The organism is Methanoculleus sp. UBA291, assembly GCF_002499755.1.
Classification (GTDB): Archaea; Halobacteriota; Methanomicrobia; order Methanomicrobiales; family Methanoculleaceae; genus Methanoculleus; species Methanoculleus palmolei.
In genome coordinates this window covers 41,511-54,018 of sequence record NZ_DANC01000016.1, presented here as the reverse complement: position 1 = coordinate 54,018, position 12,508 = coordinate 41,511, and the positions used below count along the sequence as shown (strand labels likewise).

Below are 12,508 nucleotides of genomic sequence, written 5' to 3'. Positions count from 1 at the left end.
CGCAGTCGCTGAACTGCTCTCCGCCCCCCATCCCCACTGTGTACCCCATGTTATGCGAGCAGGAGGATTTGGTTGCAGGGGAGGGGGAGACCCCCTCCCCCATCCCCACCCCCATGGCGATATTCGATAGAAATCCGTGTATGGTTTGTACAAACGAGGAAACGATGCCGTAGTAAAGACCGCTCCTGCTGAAGTTCAAGCAGCATGTGTGTGAATCTGCACCCTATTTGAGATCCAAACCTGAAAGTTGCAGTTGAGAGAAACTTCCAGATTCCAGCCCCGTCAGGCACAAACCACACCCACCGAGGATCGTCCCGCTGCATGAAAACCTCCCGGTCCACCTACTCCGCCTTCCGGAAGAACCCCTCGATCTCGGCCCGGGGGAGGTCCCGGCCCCTGACCCGCATCCGCCAGCGGTGCGTCCGGATCGAGACCGGGACGAGCGGTGCAAAGAGTTCCCGCACCTCATCCTCGGTGAAGTAGTGGGTGAGGATGCCATCGCCCCTCCGGAACGTCTGCGGCTCCGTCTCCGTTCCCTTCCCGGCGCGCATATCCTCAACGGAAAAGCCCCGGAAGAAAGCCGTCCCACCGGTCCCGAGCACCCGGCAGACCTCGGCTGCTACGGCTCGACGGCCCGGCCCGGGCAGGTGACCGGCGATGTGGACCAGGAAGACCGCATCAAACGTTTCTGCGCAAAACGGCAGGCACCGGGCATCGGCGACGGCGAAAGAGGCCGATGCCGCATCAGGGTGCCGCCGGGCGAGGGCGACGGCACGGGGAGAAAGATCGATCGCGGCCACGCGCGCGGATCTTCGGATAAGCGCCCCGAGAGTCTTGCCGTTTCCGCAGCCGACCTCAAGGACGGCGGCACCGGCCGGAAGGTCCGGGAGCGGCGCCGGCGCTCCTCCCCAGAGGTTTCCCCGCCTCCGGTAGTCTTCGTCCCAGGGAGACGATTGAACGGTCACAGGTCCAGAGGTCGGTGCCGTCGAAAGATAATCTTTCGTGCCGCTCGCGCGGCGTCCATCCGGGACCCGTTCGGTGCACCAGGCTTCAGGGAAGGTTTTTGCGTTACGAAAAGAAGATTATACCCTCGTGGACTCCTCAGATGCCGTTGCAATGATACTGGCCCTCGTGGTCTTTACGGGCGTCCTCTTTGCCCCCTCCCCGGTGCCTCCCGACGCCGCCGACCCGGTCTCGGCCGGTTCCGGGCAGCCATCCGATGTCCGGGACCTCTCCGCCGTCCTCGCCGGGATTGAGGAGCGGGTTTCCAGCAGCCACCCCCTGAACCTCACTCCCGGGTCCGTGCCGGGGACAGCGGATGAACCGGCGGTCCCGGACGAGAACAAGACCGAAAACGAGACCGAAAACACCCCGGCACCTGTCCCTGAGTACGACGACGACGAACTCGCCCGACTGGTGGAAGAGAACAGCATATCGCTCATGCTCCTCTCGGTGCAGAACGTCTACGCCCTCCAGGCCTGGGATGAGAAACCGGCAAAGGAGAGTGCCGCGGCGCTCCGGACGTTCGCGGCGGACCTTCTCAAGGAGTCTTCGGCGCTTCGTATTTCCGACGACCGGAGCGGCCTGAACGACTCGTTCGCCCTTGCCCTCGGCTCGTACGTAGCGGCCGGAGAGGCTCTGCAGGGAGATGCTCCCCTCAACAGGACAATGGTGGATACCGCCCTCGAAGCAAACCGGCAGGGGTCGAACCGTCTCCGGGAGGCATTCGGATGCCTGCAGTACCCCGTGCTGGAGGCGCCGGGGGAGATTGCGGCGGTCAACCTCTCCCTGCCCCGGCCGGCCGCTCCCGGCAAAGAACTGGCGCTCCTGCAACGGTATATCTACGAAGACCGGTCTCGCGCAAACGACATCTCCCTGATGCTGGAATCGACGGTGGGCACCGGTATGTACCACCTTCTCGACGGGAGCGGAGAAGCGGTCGTGGCGGAGCCCGGAAGGATGTTCCTGCTCGTCGAGGTGAAAGCCACGAACCTGGGCCATAGAGGAGAGAACAGGGTATACACCGTGCGGACGCCGGACCTCCAGGCTTTCACCCTCCATTACCGCAACACGACCTACGCCCCGGTAAAACTCTCAGACAGGACGTCTCTCGGTGAACCCTACGCCGCGGCAACGCTGAACCGGTACGAGAAAAAGGCAGGATATATCGTCTTCGACGTGCCGGCGGCGCTCCCGCTCGACGAATGCTCTGTCCGCGTGGACCTCGGCGGCGACGCGTCGCCCGTCTGGGCGCTTGGAAGGACGCTGGGATCGGCTCCCTGAACCGGCTCCCCCGACGCGGAGGCGCCGTAATCGCAATCCATATCTTTTCCGGGCACGATATCCTCCTTGTGACGCTGAGATACCCCCGTATGACGGCACTGATCATAGCCGGCTGTATCGGGACGATGATGGCCGCCCTGATTCTCTTCCCGGCGGTATGCGCGGCGGTCCCTCCTTCTTCATCGACGGAGGAAAGCGGCGCTCCCGAGAACGGCTCCGGTTTCGAAGCGGGGTCGGAGAACGTTGCGGACCTCCTCGCCGAACCGGTGAGCGACGACGAGAGGCTGGAGTCGCTTATAGCCAGGGCCGGTATCCCGCTCCTGGGACTCTCGGTGGAGCAGATACATGCCATACATGTACGAGACGACGCGGCGCTCCGGGACCGGGCGGGCGAACTCTCTTCTCTCGTGGAGAACCTCTCCACCGCGGCCGCCGATCTCGAGATCTCCCCCGAAAACGAGCCTGTGCGCTCACAATTTATCGCTGCGCTCGACGAGTTCGCCGCAGCAGGCACCCTGCTTTGCGGGGGCATCCCCGTGAACCGGAGCGTGACTGGCGATGCGCTGAACCGCCTGGCTATCGGGACCGAACGCCTCTCCGACGCCCTGCAGGACTGCAGCCGTTCCCCTGAAGACAACCCGGCCGCTGGCCCGATGAGCCTCGATGAGGAGCCCGTTCCCGCGTTTCCCGACGCTCTCCAGCCCGGTGAACGGTTCTGCTACGACGATGCCCGCCGGGAGAACTCCGCCTCGTTGATCGCCGGCCCGATAACCTGGTCGCACGCGTTCCAGACCTCCGGTACGAAACCGGTGCAGTACGCTGCGGAGCCGGGAAAGGTCTACCTCATGGTCGCTGTCAAGGCGACGCACCTCGGTCATCGGGGAGACGGCACCAACACCCGCTTCCAGACGCCGCCGGAGAGCGCTTTTACCCTTCACTACGCCGCCGAGACCTATCGTCCGCTTGCATCGCCCGGCCCGACCAACCAGGGGGGGTCATACTCCAGGGTCGCTCTCGATCGGGGCGAGACCGTGACGGGATACCTCTTCTTCGAGGTCCCGGAGGACCTGGACCCGGCCCGCGCCTACCTCCAGGCGAAGATCGGTAAAGACAGCCCGGTCTGGCGCCTCGGCGGGACGCCATGACCCCTCACGGCAGGCTTCTCACCCCTGCCGTGAGAGGGCCTCCCGCCGCACGAACCGGAGCGATGCCGAATTCATGCAGTAGCGCATAGAGGTCGGGGGCGGCCCGTCGTCAAAGACATGCCCGAGGTGGGCGTCGCATCGGCTGCAGAGCACCCCGGTCCGGACCATGGAGAACCGGGTGTCGGGCTCTGTCTTTATGTTCAGGTCCGATACTGGTTTCCAGAAACTCGGCCAGCCTGTGCCCGATTCGAACTTTGTCGTTGAGGAGAAGAGGTGGTTGCCGCAGCAGACGCAGACGTACAGCCCGTCCTCTGTAGAGTTCCAGTACTCCCCGGTGAACGCCGGCTCCGTGCCCTCCTTCCGGGCGACAGAGAACTGCTCCGGCGTCAGCTGGCGCCGCCACTCCTCGTCCGATTTGACGACTCTCTCGACCTCTTCCACCTTGCCGGTCACGGCGTTGCAGACCTTCACCGTCCCGAGGGTTTTTGCGGCGTTCTCGCTCATCAGCACTCCTCCAGGTTCCAGCCGGCCACTTATTCTTAATGCCTATAAATCGTTTCCCCAGTCCCTGTCCGGGTGGGCGGGTCGGGGGTCCCGGATACATTTCCATATCCGTTATATAGCCTCCGGGACGATGAATCAGCATGCAGGATACGTCCGTTGCGAAAAAGATCCTCGTGAGCCTTCTGCTCTTCGCCTCTCTTGCCGGCACTGCTGCCGTGGCAGGTTGTACGGAGGCACCCCCGGGACCCGAAGCGCCCACCCCGACGCCGGAGGGAACACAGACCGCTCATGCCACCTACTCGCCTGCCGGGCCAGAGCCGTCGTTCTCAGCCGCCATCACCGCGCTGGAGAAGCATTTCCGTACCGACACGTCCTGTTACTGGGTTGCGACGGGAACGGTGACCAACACCGGCGATGCTCCCGGAAGAAACGTCGTCATCCGGTTCATGCTCATTGACGACGAAAACGGCATGATCCGGTCGACGGAGACCCGCTTCGCCCCCCGGTTCCAGGCGGGCGAGAAGAAGATCTTCACCGTTGAGCCGCTCCCCGGCGACTGCGACCGGCAGTACCACGCCGAGATCACTGTCGCACACGACATCCCGTAATACACATGATAGGATCGAAACAACCCCATCAAACATTCGGAATGAGGAGAAAAGATGAAAATAGTTGCTATCAACGGAAGTCCCCGCGGCTTGCGGAGCCAGACGCTCCGGCTGGTCCGGGCGGTCGCCGACGGAGCCGCGAGCGCCGGAGCCGATGTTGAGATCGTTGATGTCTGCAAACTCCAGATCGAGTACTGCAACGGGTGCCTGGTCTGCTGCGAACGAGGGGAATGTATCAAGGACGACGATTTTTCCGGGCTCTACCAGACGATGCTCGAAAGCGACGGCATCGTTCTCGGCTCGCCCAACTACATCAACTCCGTCACCGCCCAGACAAAGACCCTCTTCGACCGGATGGCCGATGCCATCCACTGCCAGATGTTCATCGGGAAGTACGGGTGCTCCGTCGCCACGGCAGGCGGGTCCGGAGCGGATGAGGTCGTGTCGTACCTCAACGGCGTTCTCCAGACCCTGGGCGCGAACACTGTGGGAGGTGTCGGTGTGGTCCTCGGGGGAGACCCGGAGACGATCGTGCCTGCGGAAGGGAGGGCCTACGAACTCGGCAGGAGACTTGCCGAAGCCATTGCGAATAAGGAGACCTACCCGGAGCAGGAGAGACTCCACGCCATGATGCTCGAGCGTATGCGAGCCCTGATCACGGCGAACAAGGATCGCTGGCACCATGAGTACGACTACTGGAAGGCAGCCGGGCGGATGTCCTAGGGACTCTTCTTACGGTCCTTTCGCGCGAATTGCATCGAGGACCCGCTGCAACCCCGCGCGCGCCTCCGGCTGCGCCTCGCGGACCGCGAGGAGGAGTGCGGGGGCCGCTGCATCGCCGATATCAATCAGGCCCCGTTCTGCCCACATCCTGACCACGGGGGTATCGTCCCGGAGCGCCAGAATGAGGGGGGCGACGGCGCCTTCCCCCCCGATCCGGGCAATAACCCTGACGGCGCCTGCCCGCACCTCTATCGACGGGTCGGAGAGCGCCCCGGCAAGTACCGGCAGCGCATCGGGGCCGACCCGTTCCACCTCGGCCCACCGGTCCAGGGCCATGAGGTAAAGCGCCTTTTCTTCGCCGGTCTCCGGCTTCCAGCCGCCTGCGTCCAGTGCTTCGGCAACCCCGGCACGAAACTTTCCGTCCCCGGACCGGAGCGCCCTGACCAGGCGGCCCTGCACCCCACCGCCGGGGTCCTTCAGGGCCTCGAGAGCGGCATACCGGACCCGGTCGTCCACGTCGCTGAGCGCCTGGACAAGCGGCTCAATGGCATGGTTGTCCCCGATGTAACCGAGCGACCGGGCAGCGGCAACCTTGACAAACTCGTCCCTGTCCCGCAGTGCCAGGGCCAGCGGCTCTATCGCCTGCCTGCTTCCCAGATAGCCCAGCGCCTCCGCCACGGCCGCCCGGACGGCAGGGTCGGGTTCCCGTTGCAGGGAGGCGATCAGGACTTCGGTGGCCTGTTTATCTCCGATATTACCGAGATTCTGGGCAGCAACGAGCCTGACGAACCGGTCCGTGTCGTTTAAGGCATTCATGAGCGGCTCGCCCGCCGCCTCCCGCATCTCGCCGAGGACCCCGGCGGCTGCGGCCCGTAACTCCGGGTCCTCGTCCTTGAGCGCCAGGATGAGCCCCTCGGCGGCAGGGCGCCCCATCCCGATAAGCCGGGTGGCGGCAGAGACCTGCACTTCCTGAGACTTGCTCTTGAGCGCAATAATGAGCGGTTTAACCTCCTGCCGGGACGGGTCGCCGGGGATGTCCGGCCGGACGTCCGCCGCGCGCCGCCGCCTCAGAAGCACAGCGGCGGCTTTACTCCGGACCTCATTATCCTCATCGCCCAGGGCGTACTGTAACGCCTCTTTTGCCTGAACGGAGTCGATCCCTGCCAGCGCATCGACCGCCGCAAGGCGTCTCTCCCGTCCTCCCTCCCTCAACACCAGTGAGAGCGGTTCGACGGCAGGGCGCCCGAACCCCCCGAGGGTCCGGGCCGCAACCACGCCGACCTCACGGGCAGGATCATCCAGGTGTCCGATAAGGAGCGGTATCGCCCGGGGGTCTCCGACGGTCCCGAGGGCTCTCGCCGCCGTCAGCCGGACCGTCGGCAACGGGTCGGAGAGAGCCGCCGCGAGCGGCTCAAGTGCATCCCGGCCGAACGCCGCAACAGCTGCAGCAGCAGCGGCCCGGACCAGGGGGTATCCGTCGCTAAACAGACGAATCAGCGGGCCGACTGCACGTAAATCCCCGATCCCTCCGAGTGCGCCGGCAGCGGCAATGCGGACGTCCCGCTCGGGGTCACCGGTGAGTCGGACCAGCGGATCGACGCCGTCTTCATCGCCGAGCTCGCCAAGCCCTTCCGCGGCGGCGATCCGAACGCCGGGATGCGGGTCGGCGAGTGCCAGGATCAGAAACGCAACCGCCGGCTTCCCGAAACTGCGCAACGCCGCAACAGCCGTCGCCCGGATCTCCTCATCATCGCTCTGTAGGGCGTTGAGGTACCGCTCGAGCGCCGCTCTCTCCGGAACCGGGTCGAGGGCGTCCTTCGATGGTGCGGCGGGAAGAACCGGGTCGGGCATAACCGCCGCGTCCGATGCTTCGGGGGCAGGAGCATCATTCCCGGCATCCTCCTCTTCTTCGGCCGCCTGCTCCTCATCGCCGGCCGGAACGATCTCATCGAGAGAAACCCGTTTTCGCTGGCGAATCCTGGCCTTCACTCCGGTCCACGTCTCCTCGGCCCTTCGGCTCTCCTCCAGGAGTGTATCAAGGTCGACGGCATCGACGGGCTGCCGGGCGGCGGGTTCCGGTCCGGCGGCCTTCTCATCGGCAACGGGTTGCACCGCTTCTTCCTGTACCGGCGGTCTGGGTCTATTGCGGGGCGGCCGGTTGTGCGCCCGGGCCATCGGACCCAACTGCTCCTCAATCCGTTTCCGGGCGGCAAGCGCCTCTTCCAGTTCCCTGTCGTATTCAGACAGGTCTTCCGGGATCGGCCGCATCCGGGAATTTTCCTCCTGGCGCAACCGGATGTACTCCAGCGCACTCCGGGCTTCTTCACGAAGTCGAGGGCTTTTCGCCCGCATTGCCGCGTTCAGGGCGTCGAATGCCGGCTGTCCCAGGTGTCGCAACGCTTCGCTCGCACCGGTGCGGACACCCGAATACTCGACCTCCAGAGCCTGGATGAGCGGCGGGATAGCCGGTCTCCCCATCCGGACAAGTTCGTTCCATTGCTCTCTTGCAATCAGGTAATCCGCCCTCTCGATGTCGCTTTGCGGAATCCAGTCCAGCCGGTCGAGCGCCCAGGCCGCCTCCATCCTCACCTGATGATGGGGATCGTGGAGGGCTTCAACCAGCGGGGGTTTCGCCCGGTCGTCGCCTATCTCCCCGAGCGCCTCAACGGCGCGTATGCGGACGTCCATCTCCGGGTCCTCCACCGCCGCAATCAGTCCCGGAATAGCCCGGGGATCACGGATCTTCCCGAGCGTCCGTGCGGACTCGCACCGTATTCGGGTCTCCTTGCTGCCGAGGGCCTTGAGGAGGGTCGGGACGGCCGCTCCCTGAAGTTTTGCAAGCTCCGCCCAATCTTCCAGGAGGAAGTAGAACTGCACCTTTTCAAGTGGATTGTCGGGCGTCCACCGCAGTGCGGCGAGCGCACCTGCCGCCTCCTTCCGGACCGAACGGTCTTTGTCACGGAGCGCCGCCGCGAGGTGCGGGATTGCCTTCCTGCCCATCCCGCGAAGGACGAACACCGCGGCGCACCGCATGGCCGGCTGCTCATGGTGCAGTGCGGGCAGGAGGACCTCAAACATTGAGTCGCACGGCGTTCCTGCGATTGCACGGCCGATGGATACCCGCAGGGCGGGGCTTGCCCGGGTAATCAGGGCGAGGAGCAGCGGGGCGGAAGAAGCGCCGGTCGATGCGAGGGCCTCTGCCATCCGCGCCCGTGATGCAGGACCGGCATTCTCCAGCGCGTCAAGGAGATCGGGGACGGCGGAGGCGCCGGACTTACAGAGAGCCTGCGCCGCAGCGGCACGGTAATCGGGATCTTCGCTATCCAGTGCCCCGATCAGGTCGGGACAATCCTTCTCCGACCGTAACCGCTCGATATGCGTCAGAAATTTATCAAATAAAGCCATGTCCCATTACCCATAGCCTGCGTACCGTAGCCCTCTGTTCAGCCACAACGCGGCAAATTCAAATATATTTTCTATTTGCGGCCAATAAACCTTCCATTCCGTCCCCGAGATACCCCATGGCTGCGCCTGACACCCACCCGGCCTGCTCCCGGTTCTTTTCCAGCCTGCTCCGGCCGATGCGAATATTTATCGGTACAGGATCGGCATACCGGATTTCTATGGCTCAACTTGATATTACCAGATTACCGGGCATCATACAGGAACTCGCGCCGGATATGGAAGTGCTTGTCTCCCGGATCTACTCCTGGTACGTCGAACCGGGACACCTGGTCTTCCCCGACGCAATGAAAACATGGGTGCAGGAGAAGTACGGCGATATCGAGACCCAGCAGATCGTCAGGGTGACCAACGACCAGACCGGCGAGAGCACGCTCTTCAATTCGGTCCGGGCACGCCGTCCGGTCCTGACGCCACGCACCGAAGAGACACGGGACCTGCAGGTGCTTGCCGGGGAGGGGCCGTTCGCAAACCCCCTCGAAGAGACGCCCGCCGATACGTTCGGGAGGATCGACGGCGACCACTGGATCACAGCAAGCAACATCGCCAAGTACGATTACCTCCATGCCGTCATCATCGCGAAAGAGAACAATCCCTACATCACGGCAGAACCGCAGATAGCCGATATGATCAGCGTGGCCATCCGGTGGTGCCAGGACGCGCACAGGATAGACCCCCGTGCGGTCTACCCCCTTCTCATCTGGAACCTCCTATGGCGTGCAGGGGCGAGCGTCGTGCACAACCATGCCCAGGTCCTGCTCACCCACCGTCCGTATGCCGCTCTGGAACGGATCGAGAGGATCAGGGAGGAGTACCGGTGCCGATACGGGAGCGAATACTACGACGACCTCTTTACGGTTCACACTGCCGTCGGTCTCGGGCTTGTCTACGGGGCCGCCCGGGTCATGGCGCACCTCACCCCGAGAAAAGAGCACGAAGTTGTGATCCTCGCGGAGTCGCCGCGCGATCTCGCCCCTGCGCTCGCAAAAGTACTTGAGTGTTACCACAACATAGGGGTGCAGAGTTACAATGCGGCGGTGTATATGCCGCCGCTCGGAGGGAAGGGTCACTATGTCGCATGGGTGGTGGACCGGGGAGACCTGTATTCCCGGACCTCGGATATCGGGGGGATGGAACTTTACGCGGGGACACCCGTCGTTGCGTCGGACCCGTTCCGCCTGATGGAGCACCTTGCAGCCGTCATGCTGCCGTGAGGACAACTTCCCGCTCCCGGGGCCGGTATCAAATTTGTGGAAAAACCCACCGGCACCTTCTGCATACGCCGGGGGTCAGGAGGGGGGGCGCATCTTCTTCAGACGCTGCTCAAGGCGGTCGCCGTGCGAACCCATCCAGTAGAGTTTCCGGCAGATCGGGCACCACGAGAACCCCTTCCCCCGGGCCGACCGTGGGGCGTAGCGTGCCTCCCGGATCTCCCGCGCGGTGGCCGGCCGGAGGGACGTGTTGCAGAGCGAACAGCGGCACATCCGGATCTCGGGCTCGATGAGCCCGCGGTCGGCCACCTGCCGGACCTGATCCATGAGCGCTTCAGATTCGATGTAGACCGCCTGCGCCCCGCCCCGCCGGGCGAGTTCGCGGTCCCGGGTCAGGAGAAGCCGGTCGTCCCGGGCGGCGATCTCGAGGAGGAGCGTGTCCTCCCGGTTGCTGCCCGGGGCAAGGCTGTTCGCGCTCATCGTGTCGTAGCCCATGAACCGCAGGTAGCGGGTGAGCGTCCCGAGCATCCTGTCGGTCAGGAACCGGGCTTCACCGGATCTCCGAGACATACTCGATGCGCCCGCCGCACGTCGTGCAGGTATGATCTTTGAGCCCCCGCATCCTGACCGCATACCCCGACCGCTCGATGACGAGGCTGCCGCAGGTCGGGCAGTAGGTGTTCTCGTAGGGATGGCTTCCGACGTTTCCCAGATACGGGTAGTGGAGCCCGAGTTCTTTCGCACGCTCGTAAATCTTCTCGAGGGCCCGGATCTCGGTCGGCCTCACGCCCGTCATCCTGTAGTCGGGGTGGAACCGGGTGAAGTGCATCGGGGTATCGGGCCCGAGGTTCTCGAGCACCCAGCGGATGAGCGCCTCCATCTCCTCCATCGAATCGTTCTGCCCGGGGATGACCAGCGTGACCGTCTCGACATGCAGTCCGAGTTCCTTTGCAAGAGCCGTCGCGTCGAGGACCGGCTGCAGCCGCCCTCCGCAGACCTTCCGGTAAAAGGCGTCGGAGAACGACTTGATATCGACGCGAAAAGCCGAAAGCATCGAAGAGATCTCGCGGAGCCCTTCCTCGGTGATATAGCCGTTCGTGACGTAGACGGTCCCGAGCCCGCGCTTGCGCGCGCTCGTCCCCATCGCAAGCGGGTACTCGTGCCAGATGGCGGGCTCGTTATACGTCCAGGAGATGCTCGCGGAACCGGATGCAAGCGCCCGCTCCACGCCCTGCTCCGGGTCGAGGTCCCGGAGCGACTGCGCTTCCAGCGTCTCCTGGGAGATGGTCCAGTTCTGGCAATGTTCGCAGCGGAAATTGCATCCGACCGTTCCGAGCGAGTAGGAGAGGGTCCCCGGCAGGAAGTGGAAAAGCGGCTTCTTTTCGATAGGGTCGACCGCTTCGGCAACAATCTTACCGAAGGTGGCGGCGTAGAGCGTGCCGCCGCGGTTGATGCGTACGCCGCAGACCCCCGCGTTGCCGTCCCGTATGGTGCACCGGTGAGCACAGAGCGAACAGCGGACGGCGTTATCCTCCAGTTTCCGGTAGAGTCGCGCCTCGTGCATGATCACCGCGTGAGAGGAACCATGATATCTATCTTGCGGGGGTGCGGGCGGGCCGCTGCCGGCGCTTCGCCCCACCCGCAAAGCCCGGAGCCCCCGTGGAAATCGCGTGGAGAAGAGTACAGCATCTTCACAACAGATATATGAGTGATATCGGGGATAATAATAGGGTGGAATGAAGAAGATCGTGGTATCTCTGGGTGGCTCGGTTCTGGTTCCTTCGCTCGAATCGAACAATATCAGCCAATACGCCTCTGTTCTCAGAAGGATTGCTGGAAAATGTCGGCTTTTTATCGTTGTCGGCGGCGGCGGGGAGGCACGCCGGTACATCCAGGTCGCCCGTGACCTCGGTGTCGATGAGGCGACGGCGGACGAGTTCGGCATCCTGGTGACCCGGCTGAACGCGCGCCTTCTCGTGGCCGGACTCGGAGATGCGGCCTACCCGCGCGTTGCGGAGAGTTACACGGAAGCACGTGAGTTTGCAGAGACCGGAAAGATCGTCGTCATGGGCGGCATCACCCCCGCACAGACAACGGACGCCGTATCCGCGGTCCTCGCCGAGAGCGTCGGCGCCGACCTCCTCATCAACGCCACGTCGGTCAACGGGATCTACAGCGCCGACCCGAAGACGAACTCCGGTGCGGTGAGGTATGAGCGCCTCACGCCGCATGAACTCCTCGATATCATAACCGGGTGCAGAATGAATGCGGGTGCCAATACGGTGCTCGACATCGTGGCCGGTAAGGTCATCGAACGGTCCGGGATCCCGCTCCTGGTCCTTGACGGCCGCGACCCGGAGAACCTTTACCGGGTGATCGTAGAAGGCACCGCCCTCGGCACCATCGTGTGCGAAGAAGACTCAAACCCCCTGCCGGCCTGAACGGTCCCCAATCGGTAACTATTTTTGTCTGCTTTTCCAATGTATGGTGGCACCGGGGCAGTAGGGTAGCCTGGTCCATCCTAGAGCGTTTGGGACGCTTTGACGGCAGTTCAAATCTGCCCTGCCCCATC

Annotated in this window: 12 protein-coding genes and 1 tRNA gene; 7 read left to right on the top strand and 6 right to left on the bottom strand. The window is 63.9% G+C overall.

Annotated elements, in window-relative coordinates; genetic code table 11:
* Both BP737_RS03600 and BP737_RS03595 read right to left on the bottom strand, forming a co-directional pair.
* Positions 1–199, bottom strand: a 199-nt coding sequence (locus BP737_RS03600; RefSeq protein WP_342685934.1) for a hypothetical protein, incomplete at its 3' end; no start/stop codon positions are given.
* Positions 200–341: 142 nt separating this feature from the next.
* Positions 342–965, bottom strand: coding sequence for a class I SAM-dependent methyltransferase (locus BP737_RS03595; protein WP_342685933.1), 624 nt, complete (start codon positions 963–965; stop codon positions 342–344).
* A gap of 127 nt (positions 966–1,092) precedes the next feature.
* Here BP737_RS03595 and BP737_RS03590 point away from each other — a divergent pair, with 127 nt between their 5' ends.
* Together BP737_RS03590 and BP737_RS03585 are read left to right on the top strand one after the other, a co-directional pair.
* The gene (locus BP737_RS03590) at positions 1,093–2,283 is read left to right on the top strand and encodes a hypothetical protein (RefSeq protein ID WP_292409169.1); all 1,191 of its coding nucleotides are present in this window, start codon (positions 1,093–1,095) and stop codon (positions 2,281–2,283) included.
* An 89-nt stretch (positions 2,284–2,372) separates the two neighbouring features.
* Positions 2,373–3,428 (top strand): hypothetical protein, encoded by a 1,056-nt coding sequence (locus BP737_RS03585; protein ID WP_292409171.1) that lies wholly within the window; start codon positions 2,373–2,375, stop codon positions 3,426–3,428.
* Between the two features lie 18 nt (positions 3,429–3,446).
* Here BP737_RS03585 and msrB read toward each other — a convergent pair whose 3' ends face one another.
* Positions 3,447–3,932: a peptide-methionine (R)-S-oxide reductase MsrB gene (gene msrB, locus BP737_RS03580; RefSeq protein ID WP_292409173.1), complete on the bottom strand. Its 486-nt coding sequence runs from the start codon at positions 3,930–3,932 to the stop codon at positions 3,447–3,449.
* Positions 3,933–4,072: 140 nt separating this feature from the next.
* Between msrB and BP737_RS03575 the strand changes: the two genes are divergently transcribed.
* Both BP737_RS03575 and BP737_RS03570 read left to right on the top strand, forming a co-directional pair.
* A complete protein-coding gene (locus tag BP737_RS03575) occupies positions 4,073–4,540 on the top strand; it encodes an FxLYD domain-containing protein (protein WP_292409175.1) in 468 nt (155 codons plus the stop codon).
* 54 nt (positions 4,541–4,594) lie between these two features.
* The gene (locus tag BP737_RS03570) at positions 4,595–5,263 is read left to right on the top strand and encodes a flavodoxin family protein (protein ID WP_292409177.1); all 669 of its coding nucleotides are present in this window, start codon (positions 4,595–4,597) and stop codon (positions 5,261–5,263) included.
* A 9-nt stretch (positions 5,264–5,272) separates the two neighbouring features.
* Here BP737_RS03570 and BP737_RS03565 read toward each other — a convergent pair whose 3' ends face one another.
* A complete protein-coding gene (locus BP737_RS03565) occupies positions 5,273–8,668 on the bottom strand; it encodes a HEAT repeat domain-containing protein (protein WP_292409179.1) in 3,396 nt (1,131 codons plus the stop codon).
* A 218-nt stretch (positions 8,669–8,886) separates the two neighbouring features.
* On the opposite strand from BP737_RS03565, the gene BP737_RS03560 reads away from it, so the two are divergent.
* Positions 8,887–9,939, top strand: coding sequence for a hypothetical protein (locus BP737_RS03560; protein ID WP_292409181.1), 1,053 nt, complete (start codon positions 8,887–8,889; stop codon positions 9,937–9,939).
* 75 nt (positions 9,940–10,014) lie between these two features.
* On the opposite strand, the gene BP737_RS03555 is transcribed toward BP737_RS03560, so the two are convergent.
* Together BP737_RS03555 and amrS are read right to left on the bottom strand one after the other, a co-directional pair.
* Positions 10,015–10,506, bottom strand: a complete 492-nt coding sequence (locus BP737_RS03555; protein ID WP_292409184.1) for a Mut7-C RNAse domain-containing protein — start codon at positions 10,504–10,506, stop codon at positions 10,015–10,017.
* On the bottom strand, positions 10,487–11,500 hold the full coding sequence (amrS, locus tag BP737_RS03550; RefSeq protein WP_292409186.1) for an AmmeMemoRadiSam system radical SAM enzyme: 1,014 nt from the start codon (positions 11,498–11,500) through the stop codon (positions 10,487–10,489). Before amrS ends, BP737_RS03555 begins: the two co-directional genes overlap by 20 nt.
* Before the next feature lie 172 nt (positions 11,501–11,672).
* On the opposite strand from amrS, the gene pyrH reads away from it, so the two are divergent.
* Together pyrH and BP737_RS03540 are read left to right on the top strand one after the other, a co-directional pair.
* The gene (gene pyrH / locus BP737_RS03545) at positions 11,673–12,377 is read left to right on the top strand and encodes a UMP kinase (RefSeq protein WP_292409188.1); all 705 of its coding nucleotides are present in this window, start codon (positions 11,673–11,675) and stop codon (positions 12,375–12,377) included.
* 54 nt (positions 12,378–12,431) lie between these two features.
* Positions 12,432–12,506: transfer RNA gene (locus BP737_RS03540), tRNA-Pro, on the top strand.
* Positions 12,507–12,508: the final 2 nt, after the last annotated feature.